This window comes from Hymenobacter glaciei (genome assembly GCF_039539585.1).
Taxonomy (GTDB): Bacteria; Bacteroidota; Bacteroidia; order Cytophagales; family Hymenobacteraceae; genus Hymenobacter; species Hymenobacter glaciei.
On sequence record NZ_BAABDK010000006.1, the window covers coordinates 15,783 to 39,014 of the forward strand.

A 23,232-nucleotide genomic window follows, 5' to 3' on the forward strand; every position below is an offset into this window, starting at 1 on the left:
ACAGCCTGCATGGTCGGGCTTCATTGCAGTGCCAACCACGGGCCCACGCTGCTTGCTACCACTTTTTGAAGATGACATACACGGCCGCGACCAGCAGTGCGAAGCCCACCACGTGGTTCCAGCCCAGCTTATCGGTTTTGAACACAAACACCGCGCACAGCGTGAATACCGTAAGCGTAATCACCTCCTGAATCACCTTGAGCTGGAACAGGGTGAACGGCCCGCCGTTTTCCACAAACCCCAGCCGGTTGGCGGGCACCTGGAAAATATATTCGAACAAGGCCAGCCCCCAGCTCACCATGATGACGCCAAACAGGCCCATTTTGGCAAACCAGGCCATTTTCTTGAACAAATGCAGGTGCCCGTACCAGGCAAACGTCATGAACAGATTGGAAATGGTGAGCAGGAGCAGGGAGTAAACGCCTTTCATTGGGTAGCGGAAATGAATAAAAAAACAAGTACGTGATGACGTTCTTTTGTTGCGCTTATTCACCACGTCTCTCCACCTGCATGCCCACTCTCGACCCCGGCATTGGCGAAAAATTCTCGCGCCGCACCAAGCGGGCCATCAACCACGACGGCTCCTTTAATGTGCGCCGTCGCGGTGGGCCGCACCGTCGCGACCCGTACCAGTGGCTTATTACCATGGCGTGGGGTCCGTTTATTGGAGTGGTAGTGGCATTTTTTCTGGTGCTGAACGTGGCCTTCGCCGGTGCTTACATGGCCCTGGGGCTCGAAGACCTGCCCGGCGTAGCGGCCCCGCGCGGCGCCTTGCAGGATTTTCTCAGCGCCCTGTTCTTCTCCATCCAGACGTTTACTTCGGTTGGCTACGGGCACGTGTACCCGGGCTCCAATGCCACCGGCTTCCTGAGCAGCGTGGAGGCCCTGGTGGGCGTGCTCACCTTCGCGCTGGCCACGGGCTTGCTCTACGGGCGATTTTCGCGGCCCACGGCGCGCATTCATTTCAGCCGCACGGCTATTATCAGTCGCCGGGCCGATGGCACGCCCTGCCTGCAGTTTCGCATCGCCAACCTGCGCAACAACATCCTTATCGACCTGCAAGCCCGTGTGCTGCTCAAAACCGTTGCCCCGGTTACTAACGACCAGACGTATGCCTTCCTTCCCCTGGAACGCGACGCCGTCAGCTTCTTCCCGCTGAGTTGGACCATCGTGCACGACATCACCCCCGAAAGCCCGCTGCACGGCCTGTTAGCGGCCGATTACGAGCGGCTCGACGTGGAGGTCATCATCCAGCTGAAAGGCTACGACGACACGTTTGCCCAGGATGTGCACGCCCGCAACTCCTACACCCACGACGAAATCGAGTGGCACCGCCGCTTCATACGAGCCTACGAAGTGGGCGAAGACGGCATTGCCGTGATTGATTTGGACGAGCTGCACCGCACCGAAGCGCTGGACGCTTCGCTTAATTAGGAATGAAGAATGAGGAATGAAGAATTGGAAAATGACCGAATTGGTCAGAAATTCCTCATTCCTCATTCCTCATTCCTCATTCCTCATTCCTCATTCCTCATTCCTCATTAAGCCGAAGGCGTTACTCATCATGGCCCGGGGCAGTGCCCGCCACGGGCGCGGCAGCCGTTTCCTTGGCTTCGCGCTCCAGGCGCTGCTGCTCGGCCTCGGAGGGCAGGCGAGTCATCTGGGTTAAATCGGGCGAGCCGCCATCAACCCAGCAGGTAAACCAGAAGTCGCCGATAAGGCCCGAAGCGTACCGCAGCTGGCGCTCCACCTGCCCGTTCAGCCGGGCGTGGTAGGCCTTGCTGAACTCGCGCGAGTAGGTGCGAATGGTCTGGCTGCCGCGCTGCTCATAACCAAACTTCTGGTCATCGCTAAACTCGGCCGTGAGCTGCTTCTCGAACCGCAGCACCGAGTCGACGGCAGCGTGCGAGCGAATCACGGCGGCCCAGATGGCGTCCGTGGCGTTGGGCAGGTACTGGGCTTTGCCGCTGAACAGGTCGTAGTCGGCGCTCAGCAACTCGGGCAGGCGCGACTCCCACAGCCCGTGAATGCCCCGCTGCCCCGTGAGCTGGCCGTTGTAGTTGCGGGTGGTGTGCAGCGGCACGCAGGCATCGGCAATGTAGTGGCCCATATCGGCCGAAAGGCGCAGAATCCGGTCGGTATCCTTGGCCTTGAAGGCAGCAGTGAGCTGGTTTTTCATGCTTACCACGTTCCAGGGCACAATGCCGTGGCGCAGCAGCGAGTCTTCGGTGTAGCGGGCTACGGCGTCGGCGTACTTGCGCGGCAGCTTGAACTCGGCGCTGTCGCCGTAGCGGTCCACATCCAGAAAGTGCTTGGGGGCCTCGCCGGGCACCAGCAGGCGGCGCGAGTCGGGCCGGGTGGCATTCACCGTCAGGTAGTCGATGTTGGCCTTGTAAAAGCCAACCATGCCCGGCGGCAGCGTGTACACGGCCAGCCGGTTCAGCAGCCGGTGCCCGAAAAAGCCCCAAGCGTGGGCCCGTAGCGCCACGAAGAGCAGGGGGAGGCAAATCAATAAGGCGTAGCAGTATTTTTTCACGGTTAAAAGGTACGATTGAGCCGCGAAAATCAATCACCGAAAATATTCGCCTGTCATCCCAAGCATTCTGCGATGATAGCAAAGACGAAGGACCTTGTCACCGTTTGATGCGCCTGCTCAACGGTGATAAGGTCCTTCGCAAGCTCAGGATAACAAAAGAAGCCAGGCCTACCGCCGGCGGCCTTCGCCCGCGAACTTCATGCGGTAGTCGTGGCGCGCGTCGCCCTTGCTGATGCGGGCCAGCTTGCCTTTCAGCAGCTGCTTCTTGAAGCCCGAAAGCTTGTCGGTAAATAGGATGCCTTCGAGGTGGTCGTACTCGTGCTGAATGACGCGGGCGGCCATGCCCGAAAAGGCTTCCTCGTGCACCTGGCGGTTCTCATCCTCGTAGCGCAGCACAATGTCGGCGTGGCGCGTCACCATCTCGCGGATGCCGGGAATGCTCAGGCAGCCTTCCTCGAAACCCCATTCTTCGCCGGTTTCGCTCACCATCTGCGGGTTGATAAAGGCCCGCTTGATGCCCTCCTCAACCACTTCGCCTTCTTCCAGCTCGGCCAGGTCTTCTTCATCAAGCTCCACCATCGGGCCCGAATCCATCACAAACAGGCGCACGGCCTTGCCCACCTGGGGCGCCGCTAAACCTACGCCGCTGGCCGAATACATGGTTTCGAACATGTCGGCAATCAACTGCTTCAACTCGGCGGCCGGCATGTCGGCCGCAATATCTTTGGCTTTGGTCTTGAGGACGGGGTCGCCGATGGCAACAATAGGGTAAATCATGGCAATGGTCAGTTTTAAAACAGAACGTCATGCTGAGCGCAGCCGAAGCATCTCGCGTGCAGCAGTAACCAATGATGATTGCAGCGAAGCGGTTTAGATACTTCGGCTGCGCTCAGCATGACGTTTAACAAAACAACTAAACTTCCCGCATCAGTGGCGATTCGAGGAATGACTGTAGAATAATGGCCGCGCTGATGCGGTCGACGGTGGCCTTGTCGCGGCGGGCTTTTTGGCCGAGGCCGCCAGCCAGCATGGTGGCGTGGGCCATGCGCGAGGTAAACCGCTCATCCAACTCGTGAATGGGCAGTTCCGGCAGCTCGCGGCGCAGCGTACGCAGCAGGCCCACCACGGCGCTGGTTACATCGGTGGGCTCGTTGAGCAGCGTGCGGGGCATGCCCACCACAATGGCCCGGAGCGGCTCGCGCAGGTGGTAGGCCTTCACGTAGGCCAGCAGGTCTTTGCTGTGAATGGTTTCGAGCGGCGAGGCAATCATGCCGAGCGGGTCGGTCACGGCGAGGCCCACGCGCTTGTTGCCGTAGTCGATGGCGAGGATGCGGGGCATAGCCGAAAAGTGAGGGATGAAGAGTTGCACCAATCGCCGACAGCCGCCGGCGGCTACAAAGATACGGCCGGTTGCAGGCAGTCAATCCGGCCATTGTGTAACTGCCGTAGCTACCCGCCTTGGAGCTGGGGTGGAAAAACCCAGGCCCTAACGAGGTTTCGCTGGTACTGAACGAAACCGAATTATTATTTTCTGAATAAAGTGATAAATTGCACCCTGTTTGCCACTGCACTATCAAATTGGTTTGATTGCAATATGCCAGTACAGCAGGCGCTTGTTTGCCTTTTGAATGTAACCGATTGTATTGATTCAGGAAATTCAGGAATAGCTACCTATTGGCGCTTACAACTGAGAAAATTTCTATAATTTTGAAGTCTATCCAATTCTATTCTATTTGTTGATAACGTTACCTTTACTCTATTATGCCCCGTTCCACGCCTGCTAATCAGGAGCTTGGCCGGCCGGCTGCCCCCCGGCGGCGCAGCTGGTTCCGGCAGAGCCTGTTGCTACTCTTAGCCATGGGCTGTGGCGTGTTGGTGGCCAACAACCCTTTCCGGCCCTCGTCGGAAAACCCCGACGCGACGGCCCGCGGCTACCTGCGCTTCAAGGAGATTCTGAGCTACGTCGACCGCGACTACGCTGACACCGTCGACACCGAAGGGCTGGCCGACTACGCCGTGATGCAGATGCTGGAAAAGCTCGACCCGCATTCGGTCTACATTCCGGCCCGCGACCGCGACCGCACCGATGCTTTCCTGCAAAGCGACTTTGATGGTGTCGGCATCGAATTCAACCTCTTTCGCGATACCATGACGGTGGTGGCCCCGCTCAGCGGCGGCCCGGCTGAGCAAGCTGGCGTGCAGCCCGGCGACCAGGTGCTGAGCATAGCCGGCAAGCGGGTTTCGGGCGCCCGGCTCACTACCGCGCAGCTCACGCAATTGCTACGTGGCCCCCGCGGCAGCAGCGTGGCCCTGGAGCTGCGGCGGCGGCGCTTGCCGCGGTCGCTCAGCGTCAGTATTCCCCGCAGCCGCATTCCCAACAGCTCCATCGACGCGGCGTATCTCGTCGACTCGCAAACCGGCTACATCAAGGTGAGCCGCTTCGCCTCGGGTACGTACGATGAGTTCAAGGCTGCCCTGGCCGACCTGCGCCGGCAGGGCCTCACCCGCCTCGTGCTCGACTTGCGCGGCAACCCCGGCGGCTACCTCGACCGCGCCACCCGCCTGGCCGATGAGTTCATTGCCGGCTCGCGCAAAATCGTGTACACCGACGGCAAAGGCGACCAATACGACTCGCAGACCTACGCCCGCGTGGCCGGCGAATTTGAAGAAGGTCCGTTGGTGGTGCTCGTGGATGAAGGCAGCGCCAGCGCCGCCGAAGTGGTGGCCGGCGCGCTGCAGGACCATGACCGCGCCATCATCGTGGGGCGCCGCACTTTTGGTAAGGGCCTCGTGCAGCAGCCCATTCCGCTCAGCGACGGTGGCGAGCTGCGCCTCACCATTGCCCGCTACTACACGCCGGTGGGCCGCTCCATCCAAAAGCCCTACGGCGCCAACTACGCCGAATACAGCTCCGACGTGGCCAAACGTGCCGCCCACGGCGAACTGGAATCGGCCGACAGCACCCACTTCGCCAAAGAGCTGCGCTTCCGCACCGACCACGGCCGCACGGTGTACGGCGGCGGTGGCATCATGCCCGACATTTTCGTGCCCCGCGATTCGCTGGCGCACTCGGCCTACTACACTGCCCTGATGGCCCACGGCGCACCCCGCGCCTTCGCCCTGAGCTTCTACCAGACCCACAAAGAAGAGCTGCAGGCCCTGCGCTTTGAGCAGTTCAACGCCACCTTCCGTATCAGCGACGCGCAGTTGGCCAGCCTTGCCGCCCAGGCTGCGCAGGATGGTGTAGTGGCCGATGCCGGGGCCACTCGCCGTTGCGCCGGTCTGCTGCGCAACCAGATGAAAGCCTACATCGCCCGCAGCGCCTACGGCCTGGTGCCCTACTACACCGTGCTACGCGAGCATGACCTCGAACTGCAGCGCGCCTTGCACGCCGTGGGCGACAGCACCGCGCAGCTGGCGTTGCTGGGGAAATAGCGCAAACTTTGTAGTTCGCGTCCCCGCGCTGCTTCAACACTACTCGTCTGGGAGACGCGAACTAAAAAGTTCGCGCTACAGGCTGCGGCTGATGCCCATTTCCAGGCCGCGCAATTCGGCCAGGCCACGCAGGCGGCCAATGGCGGAGTAGCCCGGGTTGGTTTTTTTGTGTAGGTCGTCGAGCATCTGGTGGCCGTGGTCGGGGCGCATGGGCAGGCTGAGGTTGCGCTGGCGCATCGTCTGAATGAGCTCGCGCATCATGGCATACATGTCCACGTCGCCTTCGAGGTGGTTGGCTTCGTAGAAATTGCCTTCGGCATCGCGCTGGGTGCTGCGCAGATGAATGAAGTGGATGCGGTCGGCAAACTGGCGCACCATAGCGGGCAGGTCGTTGTCGACCCGCACCCCGAAGGAGCCGGTGCAAAAGCACAGGCCGTTGCTGGGCGAAGGCACGGCCGCAGCCAAGGCGGCCACGTCCTCGGCGGTACTCACCACGCGGGGCAGGCCCAGAATGGGGTAGGGCGGGTCGTCGGGGTGAATGGCGAGGTTGATGCCGACCCGCTCGGCTACGGGCACAATCTCCTGCAGAAACAGAACCAGATGCTCGCGCAACTTGGCCGCGTCGATGCCGTCGTAGGCATCCAGCGCCTGCTGGAATTGCTCCAACGTAAAGCTTTCCTCGCTGCCCGGCAGGCCGGCGATGATGTTGCGCTGAAGCAGCTGTTTCTCGTCGGCACTCATTGTGGCGAAGCGGGCTTCTGCTTTGGCTAACTCTTCGGGCGTGTAGTCTTGCGTTGCGTTGTGGCGCTTCAGCAGCAGCGTATCAAAGGCTACGAAGGCGGCTTTTTCGAAGCGCAGGGCTCTGGAGCCGCCCTCAACTTCATAGGCCAAGTCGGTGCGCGTCCAGTCGAGGACGGGCATGAAATTATAAGTGACGGTGTAGATGCCGCAGGCGGCCAGGTTGCGCAGGCTTTCCTGGTAGGTGGCGATGTAGAGCTGGAAATCGCCGGTGCGGGTTTTGATGTTTTCGTGCACAGGCACGCTTTCCACCACGCTCCACGTTAGGCCAGCGGCTTTGATGAGGGCCTGGCGCTGCTGGATTTCGGCTTTGGTCCAGACCTGGCCGTTGGGAATGTGGTGCAGGGCCGTCACCACGTTGGTCGCGCCGGCCTGGCGTATGTCGGCGAGGCTTACGGGGTCGTTCGGGCCGTACCAGCGCCAGCTTTGGATGAGGGGCATTGTTGCAAGTGGGATTTTATTAAAAACGTCATGCTGAGCGCAGCCGAAGCATCTCGCGTGCAATAGCGACTCAATCTTGAGGTTTCTTTGAACTAGTGGCGGCACGCGAGATGCTTCGGCTGCGCTCAGCATGACGTGCTGTATTTATGCGGGTTAAACTATCTAAACACCACTATAGGCGTTGAAGCCGCCATCTACCAGCACGGTTTCGCCATTTACAAACCGAGAGGCGTTGCTCAGCAGGTAAATCAAGGTGCCCGTCAACTCCTCGGGTACGCCAAAACGCTGGAAGGGCGTGTGGCTGATGAATTTGCTGGCGCGGTCGGTGGGCGAGCCGTCGGGGGCCACCAGCAGGTCGCGGTTTTGCTCGGTGAGGAACACGCCGGGCGCAATGGCATTCATGCGGATGCCGCCGCCGTAGCGCAGGCCCAGCTCGGTGGCCATCCAGCGGGTGTAGCCTTCGATGGCGGTTTTGGCCAGGGTGTAGCCCATTACGCGGGTGAGGGGCCGCTGGGCCGTGAGCGACGAGAAATTGACGATGGAGCCGCTGCCCTGCGTGGCCATCACGCGGCCAAACACGGTGGTCGGAATCACGGTGCCGAACAGGTTCAAATCAACGGCCCGGCGGGTGTCCTCGATGCTGACGTCGAACAAATCCTGCGTTGGGGCCACAGTGGCGCCGGGCATGTTGCCGCCGGCCGCGTTCACCAAGCCGTCGATGCGGCCCCAGGCCTGCATAATCTGGTCGCAGGCAGCGTGCATCTGGGCGGCATCCAGCACATCGCCGAGAATGACCATACACTCGCCGCCCTGCGCCCGGATGGCGGCGGCGCGGGCCTCGGCGCGCTCGGCGTTGCGGCCGAGGATGGCCACTTTCGCGCCGGCCTCGGCCACGGCCAGCGATAGGGCCTCGCCCAGCACCCCGGTGGCGCCGGTGATGACGACGACTTTGTCAGCTAATGAGAATTGGGATAGGGCGGGCATAGAATTTATTGCGGTAGAGATTAATGAGGTAGGGGCGGGGCTTGTCCCCGCCCGTCGTTTTTGGGAATCGTTGTTTGCGAAGCGAACATCCGGGTGGGGGCAAGCCCCGCCCCTACAGTAGTTCTAGCGCACCTTCCAGTCTGATGTCATCTGAAGCGCTGCCCACCAGGAGGTTAAATTTGCCGGGCTCGGCGGCCCATTCCAGTTTCGAGTTGTAGAAAGCCAGCTTGTCTTGGTCGATGGTGAACGTCACGGTTTTGCTTTCGCCGGGCTTCAGACTGATTTTACGGAAATCCTTGAGCTCTTTGAGGGGCCGGGCAATGGAGGCCACGGGGTCGTGCAGGTAGAGCTGGGCCACTTCCTCGCCAGCGAATTTGCCGGTGTTGGTGAGGGTGAAGCTGACCTCGACAGACTCGCCGGCCTTCATAGCTGCGCGGCTGATTTTGAGGCCGGAATAGGTGAATGTGGTGTAGCTCAGGCCGTAGCCAAAGGCGTAGCGCGGCGTATTGGGCGAGTCGATGTAGGCCGACTTGTAGCGGGTTTCGCCGGGCTTGGTAATGGGCCGGCCGGTATTGTACTGCTGGTTATAAGCCATCGGAATCTGGCCCACACTCCGGGGGAAAGTGATGGGCAGCTTGCCGGCCGGGTTGTAGTCGCCGTAGAGCACGTCGGCCAACGCGGTGCCGCCTTCCGAGCCGGGCCACCAAGCGTAAAGTATCGCGTCGGCCTGCTCGGCAATGGTGTCGAAAATGAGCGGGCGACCACCAAAAACCACCACGGCCACGGGCTTGCCGGTAGCTTTCAGGGCTTTGAACAGCTTCTCCTGCATGCCGGGCAGGTGAATATCGGTGCGCGATTTGGCCTCGCCGCTCATGTCCCAGGCTTCGCCCACGGTGAGGACGATGAAGTCGGCGCTTTTAGCGGTAGCTACGGCCTGCTCGAAGCCAACGTGGCTGTCGCCGCTCAGGGCGCAGCCTTTGGCGTAAAGCAGCTCGGTGGTTTTGCCGGCACGCTGGCGCAGGCCATCGTAGAGCGAGGTGATGCGGGTGGTGTCGGTGTTCACGGCCCAGCTGCCGTTGAGGTCGCGCTTGGCTTTGGCCAGCGGGCCGATGACGGCGATGCGGCGTAGCGTTTTGGCGAGGGGCAGGGTGGCGCTTTCGTTTTTCAGCAGCACCAAGGACTTTTGGGCCATCTGGCGGGCGGCGGCGCGGTTTTGCGGGTCGGCCAGCACTTGCTGCTCGCGCTTCGCGTCCGAAAAACGGTAGGGGTCATCAAACAGGCCCAACTCGAATTTCTTGCGAAGAATGCGGCGCACGGCATCATCGACTAAGCTGATGTTCACCTGGCCGGCTTGCACCAGCTGCGCCAAGCTCTTGTGGTAGGCGTCGCTCTCCATGTCCATGTCGGAGCCGGCCGTAATGGCCTTGCGGGCGGCGTCGGTTTTATCAATAGCATAACCCCAGTTGGCCATTTCGCCAATGGAACCCCAGTCGCTCACCACGAAGCCGGGGTACTGCCACTGGCCTTTCAGGATGTCGCGCTGCAGGTAGGCGTTGCCGGTGGCCGGAATGCCGTTCAGGGTGTTGAAGGAATTCATGAACGTGGCCACGCCGGCATTGGCAGCAGCGCGGAAGGGCGGCAGGTAGGTTTCCCAGAGCTGCTGCTCGCTGATGTCGACGGCGTTGTAGTCGCGGCCGGCGGTGGCCGCGCCATAGGCGGCGAAGTGTTTCGCGCAGGCCATCACGGCATCGGTGCCGCCCAGCTGCTCGCCTTGGAAACCCAGCACGCGGGCCCGGGCAATCTGGGAGCCGAGGTAGGGGTCTTCGCCGGCGCCTTCCATCACGCGGCCCCAGCGTGGGTCGCGGCCCACGTCCACCATCGGCGCAAACGTCCAGTGAATGCCGGATGCCGCGGCTTCTTTCGCCGCGACGTGCGCGCCGAGCCGGATGGCGTCCAAATCCCAGGAAGCGGCCTCGGCCAGCGGAATCGGGAAGGTGGTCTGGTAGCCGTGAATCACGTCGAGGCTGAACAGCAGCGGAATGTGCAGGCGCGATTCCAACGCCACGGCCTGGATTTCGCGGGTGTCTTTCACGCCCTTCACGTTCAGCATCGAGCCCACCTGCCCGGCACGAATGCTGCTGAGCAGCGTGTTTTTGCGGTCGCTGGCCGGGCCAGTCACCTCACGGCCCGAGTACTGGTTGAGCTGGCCCACTTTCTCGTCCAGCGTCATCTGGCCCAGCAGCGCGGTGATGCGCAGCTCAATATCGGCCGGGCTGGCGGTAGCTGCCGTTGGCACCGGTTTTTTCTTTTGCGCCACCGCGGCCGGGCCGGGCAACAGGCCTAGCAACAGCAGCGGCAACAGGGGCTTGGGAAGCGAAAAAGTCATTCGGTTGCGGTGAAAAGCTGCCTCAGCAGCTGGGAAGTGGCTTGTGCATTCTGGCGGCCACCGGCCACAGCCGCCCCAGACGGGGCCTCAGTCATACGTTCCCACCATTCTCGTGAGGCGCAGTTCCGGCCGGGAGGGCTGTTTGTCGGACTCCGAATACGGTCGGTGACCGCCAGATAAGCACAGGGTGTTTGTTGACCCAACCCCCGGCCCCTTCCCGGGAGGGAGGGGGGCCAGGCGCGAGCGTTATTGAGCCCACCCCTCCCCACCGGAGAGGGGAAGGGGTGGGTTTAGCGCTGGTCGAAGAAATCGGCCAGGTGATACACCTGCAGGTTCAGCTCGCGCATCTTGTCGAGCATGGGCTGGTAGGGGTCAAGGTTGTTGTTCACGATGCCCTTGTTAGCGTTGGTGTTAGAGGGCTCAGCGCCCACGAGGGTGGGGTCGTTGTCGAGGTACTTGAACCAGTGCCAGCCCACGCAATTCTTCGATTCGAGCAGGCCCAGCGTGAAATTTTGGTAGAAGAGGCCGCGGTCGGCCTGGGTCTTTACCACCCAGCCAGCCCCGGCAGTGTTGGCCAGACCGGGCGCGTCTTCGCCTTTCACGTACCATTCTGTCACGATGAAGGGCTTGCCGGCGAATACCTCCCAGTCGCGCACCCAGGTTTTCTCGGGCGTCCAGTTGTTGTAGTAGTTGATGCTCACGGCGTCGAGGTATTTGCCCGCCACGCGCATCAGCTCGGGGTAGTAGCGCTGGGCGCCGTGGAAACGGCAGCCCAGGTACATGTGGTTGGGGTCGTACTTCTTCATGGCCTTGGCCACGATGCTGAAGTAGCGCTCGGCCGTGAAAGCCAGGAAATCCTGCCGGTTCTGGTCGGTAATGGTTTCGAGGGTGATGCTGCGCTCGTCGGCCCACTTTTTGGCGGCTACGTAGCCGGGTTCGGTCACGGGCAGCTTCAGGTAGCCGTCGAGGTTTTTGCGCAGCAGTGGCATCTCGTTATCGGAGAAGTAGCCGAAGAGGTTCTTGTCCTTTTTGTTCTGGGCCAGCTCTTTGGCGCGCTCGTTCACAAAGTCCTCAAAGCCGGGGTCGAAGGCAAAAATCGCGTCGTTGGGATAGCCTTTGTGGCCGGGCTGCACGTAGGTGCCGCCGCGCTTGCTGCCGTAACCACTCATCCAATCCAGGTTCACGGTGTAGGCCAGCGGCTGGTCGGCCTTCGCATTTTCCGCCTGAATTTCCTTGGTGACCGACCAAGCCCCCGCGCCATTAAAGCCGTTGGCAAAAAGAAACTTGCGGGTGCCAGTCATCCAGCCGGCTACGTCGCCAAACTTCTCCTTCAGCGCCTTCTTGTTGCGCTCCGACGCGCCGTAGCTCACCGCGTTCGGGGCGTTGTGCAGGTAGTAGTAGCCGTCGGGGTCCACGGCCCACCAGCGCCCGTTGATTTTCTCGACGCGGAAGAAGCCGGTGGCCTTGGTGTGCTTATCGAGCCGCCCGCCGTACTTGCTGAGCTTGATGGTCGCCGGCGTGAAGCCCTGCAGCGTAGCGACGGCGCGCGTAGGGTAGTTTTTATACTCCGAAAAGCCCGCCTTGCCATCAATAGTGGAGTTGTTGATGGTCTTTTTGGCGGCCACGCGCAGGGTGTATTCGGCGCTGTCGCGGGTTTGGGCTTGGGTGGAGAGGGTGAGCAGGATAAGGGCGGCTGCCAGGACCCCACCCCCAGCCCCTCCCCGGTGGGGAGGGGAGTCAGACGCGAGAATCGTTAAACGCACCCCTCCCCACCGGGGAGGGGCTGGGGGTGGGGTTAGCTTGGTCTTCATCATTTCCCTCCGTCGTATTTCGCCGCCTGCTGCCGGTAATATTCCTGCAGCACAAAAAATGCCTTCTTCTTAACCCCCGTGCTCGAAATAAGGCCCTTGCGATTGAAGCCGTTCTGGTACACCGGGTGCTGGCGGCGGGTGGCGCGGAAGTCGGCCAGAATCCAGGGTGTCATGCCGCGCAGGCCTTTGATGGCGCCGAGCATCTTGAGCTGATTCACGTAGAGTGACTCCTGGTACTCCTCGCTCCAGCGGGTTTCGGCGTCGCCGTGGTAGCCGGCCAGCGCGTCGCCGCCAAACTCGCTCACCACCACCGGCTTGTTGTACTTGATGTCGAAGGTGTACTTGGTGATGTCGTTCGGGCTGCCGCCCCAGTACCAGCCAGCGTATTCGTTGAAGCTGGTGAGGTCGAGCGACTCGCCGAGCGGGTCGTCCACGTGCACCACGTTGTCGGGGGTGCGGTGCAGCTCCAGGGCCGCGGCGATGAGGCGGGTATCATCCAGAGCGCGGGCCTTTTTCACGAGATTGGTCATAAAGGTGAGGCGCGGGTCACCGAGAGGCGTTTCGTTGCCCACCGACCACACCACAATGCTGGCGCGGTTCTTCCCCATCGAAATCAGGTCCGAAAGCTGGGCCTCGGCGTTTTGGTAGGTGGCGGGGTTCTGCCAGGCAATGGTCCAGTACACCGGTACTTCGGCCCACACCAGCAGGCCCATTTCGTCGGCCAGCTTCAGGATGGTTTCGTTGTGCGGGTAGTGGGCTAGGCGCACGTAGTTGCAGCCGAGTTCTCTGGCCCAGGTGAGCAGCATGCGCAGGTCGCCCTCGCCGCGCGCCCGGCCCGGAATCAGCGGGTTTTCATCGTGAATGGAAATGCCGCGCATAAACGTGGACTTGCCGTTCAATAGAATGTCCTGCCCCTTGGTCTGAATGGTGCGGAAGCCGATTTTATCCTGCACCGTTTCGCTGCCGTTAACAAGCGAAACCGCGTACAGCTTGGGGCTCAGCGGCGACCACAGCTTCAATTTCTTAGTAGGAAAGCTGAAAGTGGCGCGGCCATCGCCGTCCGTTTTCAGGGTTTGCCGGATGCCAGCTTCGGCAATGTTCAACGTCACCGACTGGCCGGCTTTGCCCGCGCCGTCGAGCTGCACGTAGCCGGCCAGCTGGCTCAGGTTGTCCTTGGCCAACTGCACCTTGTAGTCGACGATAAACGTCTCGGAGGCTTCGGCAATAAACACGTCGCGGGTGATGCCGCCGTAATTCCACCAGTCGGTGTTGATGGTGGGCACGGCGTCGAGGTGGCGGGTGTTGTCGGCCTTCACCACCACGAAATTGTCGCCGCTGGGGTTCAGCTTGCCCGTCACTTCGTATTGGATGGGGGTGAAGCCGCCCTGGTGCATGCCCAGTTTTTTGCCGTTCAGGTAAATGTGCGACTCGTAGTTGATGGCCCCGAAGTAGAGGAAATAGCGTTTGCCGGCCGTGGGCGCAATCTTAAAGCTCTTTTTCAGCCAGATGGTGCCTTCGTAGTACAGCAGCTTGGGGTCCTGCGAATTCCAGTCGCCGGGAACCTGCATCGCGGCCGAGTGGTCGAAGTCGTATTCAATCAGCTCGGGCTCCTGCGCAGTGCTGGGCTTGGCGTTATCGTAGTAGCCGCCCTTCCCGCTGGCCGACTTGTCAAATGCCTCGCGGCGGTAGTCGTAAAAGCCGTTTTCGTAAGGGTCGATGATGTAGTTCCAGCTGCCGTTGAGGCTGAGCACGCGGCGGCCCGGCGCATTCTGAATCAGGCTGGTTTGGGCGTGCGCGGCGGGGCCAGCGAAGCAGCCGGCCAGGCACAGCACAAGGGCCAGCAACAGCTTCAGCGGGGTGGGTGGGGTCATGTGCGGAAATGGAAGGAGTATTGAGGTGGCGCGCAATGGGCTTCTGTCATCCTGAGCATTCTGCGATTAAAGCAGAGACGAAGGACCTTATCACGGCTGCACGAGTTAAAATAATGCGAACTGTTCTGCTGTCAGAAGGTCCTTCGCAAGCTCAGGATGACAAACGTCCTCCAGTTGCCAGTTGCCAGTTGCTAGTTGTAGCCCGGGTTCTGGGTCAGAATTGGGTTGGTTTGAATTTCCTGAATGGGCAGCGGAAACACCAGGTTGTGGGCATCAATGGGCTTGATGCCGACGCGGGCGAACAAGGCATTCATCACGGGCAGGGCGCGGTCGGTGCGCACGAGGTCGAACCAGCGGTGGCCTTCAAAATTCAGCTCCAGGCGGCGCTCCAGCTCCAGCCGGGTGCGCAGGTCGGTTTGGCTGATGGTGGCGGCCAGGTCCACGGCCGGGGCGGCGGTGGCCACCGGCAGGTTGCGCGAGCGGCGAATAACGCGGTTCACGGCATCGAGCGCGGCGGGGGTGATGGTGCCGCCTTCGTTCACGGCTTCGGCGTACATGAGCAGCACGTCGGCGTAACGCAGGATAATCCAGTCGTTTTCAGCATCGAATGCGCTGGTTGGTACGTCGTTGTACTTCTTGGTGTAGTAGAGGATGGCAGTGCCGGTGCCCGACGAGCCAAACGAGGCGGCGGCCCGCACATCGGTTGCGCCGCTGCTGGCGAAAGCGGCCACCAGGTCGGGGTCCACGGAGTTAAACTGCTGGCCCTGGCTCACGTTGTTGTTCACGGTAACGGCTATGGCCGCCGGCAGTATCGGCATAAACCAGGTACTGAAGTAGCTGCCCACGCCCAGCGCACCTTTGGTGTAGCGCGCGGCCGCCAGAATCTCGGTATTCATCTCATTGTTGGTCAAAAAGATGTTGGCGTAGGTGGCTTGCAGCGCGTAGTTGTTGCCGTCGATGACCTTTTTCAGGGCAGTGGCGGCATCGGCGTACTTCTTCTCGGTCAGCAGCACCTTGCCTAGCAGGCCCTGAGCGGCTCCTTTGGTGATGCGGCCCAGGTTGGGGCCGGCTTGCGTAACGGGCAGGTTGGCTTCGGCAAAAGCCAGGTCTTCCTCAATCTGGGCGTACACCTGCGCCTTGGGCGCGCGGCCAAACTGGTAGGCGTCGGCAATCGATGTGATTTCGCTGGTCACCAGCGGCACATCGCCCCAAATTCGCACGGCGTTGAAGTAGGCCAGCGCCCGAATGAAGCGCACCTCGCCGAAGAAGCGGTTGCGGGTGGCCTCGGTGAGCTTGACGCCGCCGGCCCGGCTCAGAATAATGTTGCAGCGCGCAATGGCCCGGTAGGTTACCAGCCATTGGCTGGGCAGGCGTGGGTTTTGGCCAGAAAAGCTGAAGTCGTTGAACTCGTTGAGCGCCTCGCCCGACGTCACCGCGAAGCTGTTATCCGAAGGGATTTCGGCGTACACGAACAGGCCCCGGTTGCTGCCATTGCCGTACATGTCCTGCAGCGAGGAGTACGCCGCCGTCACGCCCGTCACGATGCTCAGCGAGTCGGAGTAGCCCAGGGAGCTGGGCAGGCGGGTGGGGTCGTTCAGGTCGATGAAGTCCTTGCTGCACGACGTGATGCCCAGCGTGCCCAGGGCCAGTAGGGCGGCGAAGGATGCGCCTTTGAAAAGTTGAGATATAGTCATGGTGGGAATGATTCAATGAGGTTTGTTCAATGGGAGCGGGTGTGTCGACCGTCATGCAGAGCATTCTGCGCATCAAGCAGAGACGAAGCATCTCGCTTGCCACCACTAATCCTGACGATTGAGTCACTACCCCACGCGAGATGCTTCGCTGCGCTCTGCATGACGGATGTAGCGCTCCCTCAACTTAAAAGCCCAGCTGTAGGCCCAGCGTAACGGTGCGGGCCATTGGGTACGCTCCCTGGTCGACGCCGTAGGTGGGGGCCGTGGTGTTGCCGTAGTTGTTGGCTTCGGGGTTGTAGCCGAAGTACTTCGTGAACGTGTACAGGTTCTGGATGCTAGTGTAGATGCCCAGGTTCTGCAGGCTGGCTTTTTTAAGCCACTCGCCGGGCACCTGGTAGCGCAGCGTCACGTTGCGCACGCGCAGAAACGAGGCGTCGTGCACGTAGTAGGAGTTGAACACCGACTTGAGCGAGCCGCGGAAGGTGGCCAGCGGCGTTTTGCCGTCGCCGGGGTTGTCTGGCGAGCGCCAGCGGTTCAGTACCTCCACGCGGGCGTTGGTGCCCCCGCCCCCGTTCACGGTGTAGCGGTCGGCCCCGTACAGCACGTCGTTGCCCTGCGAGCCTTGCAGCGTCACGGCCAGCGACAGGGCCTTGTAGCCGAAGGTGTTTTGCAGGCCGTAGGTGAATTTCGGGAAAGGGTTGCCAATGATGCCGATGTCCAGGGTGTTGATGACGCCGTCGCCGTTCACGTCGCGGAACTTGAAGTCGCCGGGGCGCACCACGGTGCCGTTGCCGGTCCATTTTGGGCTGCTGTCGATGTCGGCCTGGCTCTGGTAAATGCCTTCCTGCTGGTAGCCGTAGAACACGCCCAGCGGCTGGCCCGGCACCACGCGAATAGAGCTGGTGTAGCCGAACACGGCGTCGTAGGTCAGCTGCTCGTTGGCCCCGGCCAGGGCAATCACCTGGTTGCGGTTAAAGGACAGGTTGGCCGAAGTGCTCCACGTGAAGTCGCGGCCCTGCAGGTTGGCCGTGTTCAGCTGCAGCTCGATGCCGCGGTTGCGCACCTCGCCCACGTTGGCCAGCGCCCGCGACGAGTAGCCCAGAATGGCGGGGATGTTGCGGTTCAGCAGCAGGTCGGTGGTGTTGCGCTGGTAGGCGGCCACCGTCAGGTAAATGCGGTCGCGGAACAGGCCCAGGTCGAAGCCCGCGTCGTACTGCGTGTTGGTTTCCCAGCCCAAGTTCGAAACGGCCACGCCGTTGGGCGAGAAGCCAAATGTGCGGGTGCCGTTGCCGGCGCCAAAAACGTAATTGGCGGCCTGCTGGTAAGCTTGGTTGAAGTCGCCGATGTTGTTGTTGCCGGTCACGCCGTAACTGGCGCGCAGCTTCAGCTCGCTGATGGCCGAAAACTGCTTCACGAAGGGCTCCTCGGCCACGCGCCAGGCCAAAGCCACCGAGGGGAAGGTGGCGTAGCGGTTGTCGATGCCGAAGCGCGACGAGGCGTCCCTCCGAAGGGCCGCGGTCAGAATGTAGCGCTGCTTAAAGGCGTAGTCCAGGCGCCCAAATGCCGAGGTCAGCGCGTTGAGGGTGTTGAACAGGCCGGAGCCAAACACCTGGCCAGCAGCGGTAGGGTACTCGATGCTGGTGTTGGTGTAAGTGCCCGTCTGGCCCGATACCGTGCTACCTTCGGCCGTGTTGTACTGGGCGGCGTAGCCGGCCAGCACGGTCAGGTCGTGGTCGGTGCCGAAGGTGCGGTTGTAGGTGGCGGTGTTCTCCCACACCCAGTTCAGGTTGGTGCTGTTCAGGCGCCGGGCGTCGATGTTGTTCAGCACCGGGTTCGAGAGGTTGGCGAGCTGGTTGCCGTTGGTGGGCAGCGTGGCAGGCACATAAATGGCGCGGCGGCCATTCACCATCTCCGCGCCCAGGTTGGTGCGCAGGTGCAGGCCATTGAGCACCTCAAAATCGAGGAAAGTCGAGCCCAGAATGCGCACCACGTTGTTGCGGTCCTTGTACAGGTCCAGCGGGGCCACCGGGCTCAGCAGGTCGCCGGGGTTGCTGATGCCGTTTCGGGTGCCGGTTTTGAGGCTCGCGTAGTCGCCGTTGGCTAGGCGCACCGGCACAATGGGCGGGATGATGATGGCGGCCGTAACGGCCCCGGTTTCGCCGCCCGGGCCACCCCCCGTGATGTTGCCGCCGTTGTAGCTGCCCGAAATCGGCACCACGTCGGTGCGGCTGAAGTTGGGAGCCAGGCTCAAACCCAGCGTCAGTTTCTTGCTTAGCTGGGCGTCGTAGTTGGCGCGCAGCGAAAACCGCTCAAAGCCCGAGCCTTTCACGGTGCCGGTTTGCTTGAAATACCCGCCCGAAACGTAGAAACGCGCCTTTTCGGTGCCGCCGCTGGCGCTCAGCTGGTACTGCTGCTGCACGCCGGTCCGGAAAATCTCGTCCTGCCAGTCGGTGTCGGGCAGGGTTTTGACGTCGGCATTCAGCAGGGCCAGCACGTCGGGGTTGGTCACCACCTGGCCGCCGTTGGTGACCGACTCGCGGAAGTAGTCCATGAACTGGTCGCGGTTGAGTAGCTCCAGGCGCTTGGCTACTTGCTGCACGCCCGTGTTGGCCGAGAAGTTGAAGCGGGTTTTGCCGTCCTTGGCCCCACGCTTGGTCGTCACAATCACGATGCCGTTGCCGCCGCGCGAGCCGTAAATGGCGCAGGCTGCCGCGTCCTTCAGCACCTGCACGCTCTGAATGTCGCTGGGCGAAATCTGGTTGTAGCTGTCGGCGTTGTTGAGAGGGTAGCCGTCGACCACGTACAGCGGGTTGTTGCCGGCCGAAATCGAGCCCAGGCCGCGCACCCGAATCACAGCGCCCTGGCCGGGCTCGCCCGAGGGCTCGGTAATCTGCACGCCGGCCACGAGGCCCACCAGCGCTTCGGAGGGCGAGGCTACCGGAATCAGCTCCACCTGCTTGGCCGAGATGGTGGCGATGCTGGTGGCCAGCATTTTCTTCTCCTGCACGCCGTAGCCCACCACCACCACTTCTTCCAAACCCTTCGAGTCGGGCGCAAGCGAGGCGCTAATGGAGGTGCGGCCGCCCACAGCTTCCTCCTTGGCAGCATATCCCACGAAGGTGAAAATCAGGGTAGCATCATCGGCGGCTTTGATGCTGTAGCGGCCGTCGGCGTCGGTCTGGGTACCGTTGCTGGTGCCCTTCACGATAACGTTAACGCCGGGCAGGCCCGCGCCCTTCTCATCAACTACGCGGCCGCTGATGGTGATTTCGGCCCGCACGGCGCGGGGCGCGGCCAGAGCGGCCGCCGGAGCCGCCAGGTGCAGGCCGAGGCCCAGGCTAAGCGCCGGCAGCAGCACGAGGGGCCGCAGGCCGCGCCGGAAATCAAGTCGTAGAGTGACCGTCATAAAATGGGTGGGAGTTTGGTGGCTTGGGAGAGAAGCAGCGGGCTGGCGCATCAGGAGCGCGACCGAGGCTGCAGCCGCCCCAAAGCCCGCTAATTGGGGCTTTTTTCGGGGCTTGGCTCTGCGAATTACCGGATTGTTAGCTGCTATCTAATGCAATAGCAGGGCTTTATTTACGTAAACGTTTGCAGCAAATCGAACCGTTTTCGATAGGTAGCCGGGCCTTTTGTAACTTGCCGGGTACTCAGCCTGCACTCTCTGAGGCAAACATTGGAATTACTCCAGTCATGCAGAGCGCAGCGAAGCATCTTGCCCGCAGTAAGTAATTCAACCAGTTGCAACGAAGCGGACAAGATGCTTCGCTACGCTCTGCATGACGTTCTTTTTGTGCTTGGCAAGCCAATCCAGTCTGTTTTTTAAACTGTGTCCGAAAGCCGCACCCCCACCATGACGCCTGTGAACCTGAAGTCGCTGGCCGAAGAGCTGAAGATGTCCATTGCCACGGTGTCGCGGGCGTTGCGCGACAGCCACGAGGTATCGGAGGCTACCAAAGCGCGGGTGCGCGCCCTGGCCGCCGCCCGCCACTACGAGCCCAACGCCTACGCCAGCAGCCTGCGCCGCAACATCAGCAAAACCATTGGGGTGGTGATTCCGAAGGTGGCCAACCACTTTTTTGCCCTCGCCATCAACGGCATCGAGGAGGCGGCCCGCCAAGCCGGTTACCACGTCCTCATCTACCTCACCCACGACGACTACGCCCGCGAAGTGGCCATTGTGCAGCACCTCAAAGGCGGCCGGATTGATGGCCTGCTCATGTCGGTAGCCAGCGGCACCGAGGATTTCGCCCACATCAAAAGCCTGCAGGACACCAACCTGCCCATCGTGTTTTTCGACCGCGTGTGCGCCGAGGTGGCCACCGCCAAAGTCACGACCAACGACTACGAAAGCGGCTACCAGGCCACCGAGCACCTCGTGCAGGCGGGCTGCCAGCGCATTGCCCACCTGCTCATCTCCAACAACCTGTCCATCGGCCAGTTTCGGCAGCAGGGCTACCTCGACGCCCTGCGCGCCCACGGCCTGCCCGCCGACCCCGACCTCGTGCTGAACGGGGTAATGGACAACGAGCAGAACCTGGTGCTTATCCGCGAGCTGCTGCAGCGCCGGCCCGACATCGACGGCATTTTTGCCTCGGTCGAGCGGCTGGCCATCAGCACCTACCACGTGTGCCGCGAGCTGGGCCGCCGCATTCCGGAAGACATCAAAATCATCGGGTTTTCCAACCTCGAATCCGCTTCACTGCTCGACCCGCCGCTGTCCACCATCACGCAGCCCGCCTACGACATCGGCCGCGAAGCCGCCAAAATCCTGCTCCGCGCCGTGGAGAAGAAAAAACCCATCCTGCCCGGCCAAAGCATCGTGCTCGATTCAACGCTGTTTGAGCGCCGCTCCACGGCTGGTCGGTAGGCGGGCATTAATCGCACATTTGTCATCCTGAGCGCAGCGAAGGACCTTGTCACGTTTGAACAGTTTGCAGCCATCTATTCGGCTCAGACGTGGTAAGGTCCTTCGCTGCGCTCAGGATAACATTATTTCGTAAGCGTTATTCCTTCACGATTTTCTGGTGGAGCGAGCCGGTGGCCGTGGTCACGGTGAGATGGTAAATGCCCGGGGCCAAGCTGCGCACATCGAGTTGCCCGGTGCGGGCCACCGCTTGCGCGAGGCACAACCGTCCGGTCAGGTCGCGCAGGGTGGCGTGGCCGGCGTCGGCGTCCAGAGTCAGGTAGAGGGTGCCGGTGGCGGGGTTGGGGTAGGCAGTCAGGCCGGTGGTGGTGGCCGGGGCGGCGCTGGCCGCGAGCGCCGCGCTGCGGGCTTGCAGGGGTTCGGCTACAGTCACCTCATCGAACCGCCACTGCTCGGAGAGGTAATCGGCGAAGTAGGAATACTGCACCAGCGGAATATCCGCCGTTACGCCGCCGCCTTTCACGTTGAGGTACTTGCCGCTGCGCTTGTTCTGGAAGCGGTAGTAACCGCCGCTGCCGGTGTAGCTGATGCGCCACTGCAGGTAGTCCTGGCCCAGGCTGGTTTCGTTCAGGGCCTCCTGGCTGATGGGCTGGTTTTCCTGGATGCGCTCGGCGTCGGTGGCACCTTTGGGGCGCAGGGCGAGGTCGGTGTACTGGTTCACCACGAAGTAGTAGCCGGGGTCGGCGGGCTTGAGCAGCCAGTTGGCCGAACTGACGCCCGTGGCGCTGCCCACGTACTGGGTCACGTCGGCGGTGGCGGAGCCGCTGGTGGGCCGGGCAAAACCCTGCGTGCCCGCCGCCACCGAGCTTTTGCTCACAAAATTGAACGCCAGCTGCTGCTGTGGGGCCGCAGTGCCCTGCGAATAGAAGACTTTCGCCAGCAGGTTGCCGTTGGCATCGAGATTATACAGGTGAGTAGTGCCCGGCCCGATGGAGCCCGCCAGCTGCTTCGTGATGCCGGCGTAGCCTTCCAGGGCAATGCGCACGGTTTCGGTGCCGCGCAGCACGTTGTCGAGCGAGGCGCGGTAGCTGTAGGTGGTGCCGGCGGTGGTGGCCGTGCCGCCCGTCGTGTTCATTATCAGCACAGTGTAGCCGTTGGGCCCGCGCATGGCCACAAACACCACGTTGTTGTTGTTCGGGTCGTTTTTCGTGCCGTTCATCAGGTTGGCCTGGCGGTAGTTGCTGAGCATCGCCAGGTGCCACATGGTAGACCGCCGCTGCAGCGCGCTTATCGTGCCGTCGGTGGCGTAGAGCGAATAGTCGGTGGTGCCGCCCTTGCCACCGCCCTCAAAAATGCTCCACGGCACGAAGCACAGGCCGCCTTGCTGCATGGTTTTCTTGGCCATTAGGGCCACGAACTGGCCGGCGCGGAAGTCGTCGGCGCGGGCCAGGGCGATGCCGTCGTTGCTGTTGGTGGCGTTCACCTCGGTCACGCCAATGGTGAGCGGGGCAAAGCCATTGGCGGCGCGGCTGGCGGTGGTGTTGCCCACCAGCGTTTCCAGCAGCGCAAACGTGGTGTTGAGCTGGGTTTCCGTTTTGTCGGCGTAGAAGTGAAAAACGAAGTGGTCGAGCAGGGGCCGCTTGACGTTGGTGGCCGTGTTGAGGTACGACGCCTTGCCCACGTCGTTGAGAAACTTGGCGTAGAAGTCGTTCATCACCTCGGGGTAGAAAAGCCGGAAATCCGGGCCTATCAGCTTGCAGTTTGGCAAGTCGTTCTTCAGCCGGATGGCCAGCGCCTTGTATTGCAACACCCACGAGGCGTAGGTGTAGCCGTACTGGTTCACGTAGTCGCCCGACGACCATTTTAGCGGCTCGTTGTAGTCGGGGGTATCGGGGTCGTTGGCCGGGTCCTGCTCGTTGCCAATGGCCCAGTAAGTGACCGTGATGTTGTGGCTGGCGAAGTAGGTGACGAAGCTGGAAAGCTGGTCTTTGCTCAACTTGATGGGCACCTGCACGATGGGCTCGGCCCCGAGGCTGCGCGCGTAGTTGATGGCCGCCACGTAGCTGGCCGGGTTCTGCCACAGCACGGCGTCGTCGAACCGGGCCCCGCCGATGCGCATCCAGCGCAAATCGGCTTTGCGCAGGTCGTTGGTCAGAGCGGTGTTGGGGTTGGTGAGGGCATCGGAGCCCGACTTGATGTTCCAGTAGTTAATGCCAAAGAACTGCGGCGAAATGGCTTGGGCCGAAGCCGCGAGCTGCACTAGGCCGAGGGCCAGCACCAGCGCCCACCGCCCGGCGCGGGGCCAGCCTGTGACGAGGAAGGATGAGATAGTAGTTTGCTTTTTCATGTGGGAATTGGAGTTGGTGAAGAAAAAGAAAAAACGCGCAACGCAGGACTTTGAAATTGATATGG

15 protein-coding genes are annotated in these 23,232 nt (G+C 61.7%); 3 read left to right on the forward strand and 12 right to left on the reverse strand.

Features of this window, described 5'->3' with window-relative positions; genetic code table 11:
- Positions 1-55: 55 nt before the first annotated feature.
- Complete coding sequence (locus ABD837_RS03960; RefSeq protein WP_345050539.1) at positions 56-430, reverse strand: DMT family protein; 375 nt, start codon at positions 428-430, stop codon at positions 56-58.
- 80 nt (positions 431-510) lie between these two features.
- On the opposite strand from ABD837_RS03960, the gene ABD837_RS03965 reads away from it, so the two are divergent.
- Positions 511-1,434, forward strand: a complete 924-nt coding sequence (locus tag ABD837_RS03965; RefSeq protein WP_345050541.1) for an ion channel — start codon at positions 511-513, stop codon at positions 1,432-1,434.
- Positions 1,435-1,555: 121 nt separating this feature from the next.
- Here the strand turns inward: ABD837_RS03965 and ABD837_RS03970 are convergent, their stop codons facing one another.
- The 3 genes from ABD837_RS03970 to ruvX form a co-directional block, all read right to left on the reverse strand.
- Positions 1,556-2,536, reverse strand: coding sequence for a zinc dependent phospholipase C family protein (locus ABD837_RS03970; RefSeq protein WP_345050543.1), 981 nt, complete (start codon positions 2,534-2,536; stop codon positions 1,556-1,558).
- A 168-nt stretch (positions 2,537-2,704) separates the two neighbouring features.
- Complete coding sequence (def, locus tag ABD837_RS03975; RefSeq protein WP_345050546.1) at positions 2,705-3,313, reverse strand: peptide deformylase; 609 nt, start codon at positions 3,311-3,313, stop codon at positions 2,705-2,707.
- A 136-nt stretch (positions 3,314-3,449) separates the two neighbouring features.
- Positions 3,450-3,875 (reverse strand): Holliday junction resolvase RuvX, encoded by a 426-nt coding sequence (ruvX, locus tag ABD837_RS03980; protein ID WP_345050549.1) that lies wholly within the window; start codon positions 3,873-3,875, stop codon positions 3,450-3,452.
- Positions 3,876-4,297: 422 nt separating this feature from the next.
- On the opposite strand from ruvX, the gene ABD837_RS03985 reads away from it, so the two are divergent.
- A complete protein-coding gene (locus ABD837_RS03985; RefSeq protein ID WP_345050551.1) occupies positions 4,298-5,971 on the forward strand; it encodes a S41 family peptidase in 1,674 nt (557 codons plus the stop codon).
- A 75-nt stretch (positions 5,972-6,046) separates the two neighbouring features.
- On the opposite strand, the gene uxuA is transcribed toward ABD837_RS03985, so the two are convergent.
- From uxuA to ABD837_RS04020, 7 genes are all read right to left on the reverse strand, one after another.
- On the reverse strand, positions 6,047-7,210 hold the full coding sequence (uxuA, locus tag ABD837_RS03990) for a mannonate dehydratase (protein WP_345050553.1): 1,164 nt from the start codon (positions 7,208-7,210) through the stop codon (positions 6,047-6,049).
- Between the two features lie 162 nt (positions 7,211-7,372).
- Positions 7,373-8,194: an SDR family oxidoreductase gene (locus ABD837_RS03995; protein ID WP_345050555.1), complete on the reverse strand. Its 822-nt coding sequence runs from the start codon at positions 8,192-8,194 to the stop codon at positions 7,373-7,375.
- 112 nt (positions 8,195-8,306) lie between these two features.
- The gene (locus ABD837_RS04000; protein ID WP_345050557.1) at positions 8,307-10,580 is read right to left on the reverse strand and encodes a glycoside hydrolase family 3 N-terminal domain-containing protein; all 2,274 of its coding nucleotides are present in this window, start codon (positions 10,578-10,580) and stop codon (positions 8,307-8,309) included.
- Between the two features lie 290 nt (positions 10,581-10,870).
- Entirely contained in the window at positions 10,871-12,343 is a 1,473-nt protein-coding gene (locus ABD837_RS04005) for a hypothetical protein (RefSeq protein WP_345050559.1), read from the reverse strand.
- A 47-nt stretch (positions 12,344-12,390) separates the two neighbouring features.
- Positions 12,391-14,262, reverse strand: a complete 1,872-nt coding sequence (locus ABD837_RS04010) for a glycoside hydrolase family 2 protein (RefSeq protein ID WP_345050562.1) — start codon at positions 14,260-14,262, stop codon at positions 12,391-12,393.
- A gap of 191 nt (positions 14,263-14,453) precedes the next feature.
- Positions 14,454-15,956, reverse strand: coding sequence for a RagB/SusD family nutrient uptake outer membrane protein (locus tag ABD837_RS04015; protein WP_345050565.1), 1,503 nt, complete (start codon positions 15,954-15,956; stop codon positions 14,454-14,456).
- Between the two features lie 184 nt (positions 15,957-16,140).
- Complete coding sequence (locus ABD837_RS04020) at positions 16,141-19,362, reverse strand: SusC/RagA family TonB-linked outer membrane protein (RefSeq protein WP_345050567.1); 3,222 nt, start codon at positions 19,360-19,362, stop codon at positions 16,141-16,143.
- A 420-nt stretch (positions 19,363-19,782) separates the two neighbouring features.
- Here ABD837_RS04020 and ABD837_RS04025 point away from each other — a divergent pair, with 420 nt between their 5' ends.
- On the forward strand, positions 19,783-20,823 hold the full coding sequence (locus ABD837_RS04025; RefSeq protein WP_345050570.1) for a LacI family DNA-binding transcriptional regulator: 1,041 nt from the start codon (positions 19,783-19,785) through the stop codon (positions 20,821-20,823).
- 136 nt (positions 20,824-20,959) lie between these two features.
- Here the strand turns inward: ABD837_RS04025 and ABD837_RS04030 are convergent, their stop codons facing one another.
- On the reverse strand, positions 20,960-23,167 hold the full coding sequence (locus ABD837_RS04030) for an RICIN domain-containing protein (RefSeq protein ID WP_345050572.1): 2,208 nt from the start codon (positions 23,165-23,167) through the stop codon (positions 20,960-20,962).
- Positions 23,168-23,232: the final 65 nt, after the last annotated feature.

Coding starts and splice junctions, on each gene's coding strand:
- ABD837_RS03960 (WP_345050539.1), bottom strand. CDS start 430: ATGAAAGGCGTTTACTCCCTGCTCCTGCTCACCATTTCCAATCTGTTC.
- ABD837_RS04015 (WP_345050565.1), bottom strand. CDS start 15,956: ATGACTATATCTCAACTTTTCAAAGGCGCATCCTTCGCCGCCCTACTG.
- ABD837_RS03985 (WP_345050551.1), top strand. CDS start 4,298: ATGCCCCGTTCCACGCCTGCTAATCAGGAGCTTGGCCGGCCGGCTGCC.
- ABD837_RS04000 (WP_345050557.1), bottom strand. CDS start 10,580: ATGACTTTTTCGCTTCCCAAGCCCCTGTTGCCGCTGCTGTTGCTAGGC.
- ABD837_RS03965 (WP_345050541.1), top strand. CDS start 511: ATGCCCACTCTCGACCCCGGCATTGGCGAAAAATTCTCGCGCCGCACC.
- uxuA (WP_345050553.1), bottom strand. CDS start 7,210: ATGCCCCTCATCCAAAGCTGGCGCTGGTACGGCCCGAACGACCCCGTA.
- ABD837_RS04020 (WP_345050567.1), bottom strand. CDS start 19,362: ATGACGGTCACTCTACGACTTGATTTCCGGCGCGGCCTGCGGCCCCTC.
- ABD837_RS03995 (WP_345050555.1), bottom strand. CDS start 8,194: ATGCCCGCCCTATCCCAATTCTCATTAGCTGACAAAGTCGTCGTCATC.
- ruvX (WP_345050549.1), bottom strand. CDS start 3,875: ATGCCCCGCATCCTCGCCATCGACTACGGCAACAAGCGCGTGGGCCTC.
- def (WP_345050546.1), bottom strand. CDS start 3,313: ATGATTTACCCTATTGTTGCCATCGGCGACCCCGTCCTCAAGACCAAA.
- ABD837_RS04010 (WP_345050562.1), bottom strand. CDS start 14,262: ATGACCCCACCCACCCCGCTGAAGCTGTTGCTGGCCCTTGTGCTGTGC.
- ABD837_RS04030 (WP_345050572.1), bottom strand. CDS start 23,167: ATGAAAAAGCAAACTACTATCTCATCCTTCCTCGTCACAGGCTGGCCC.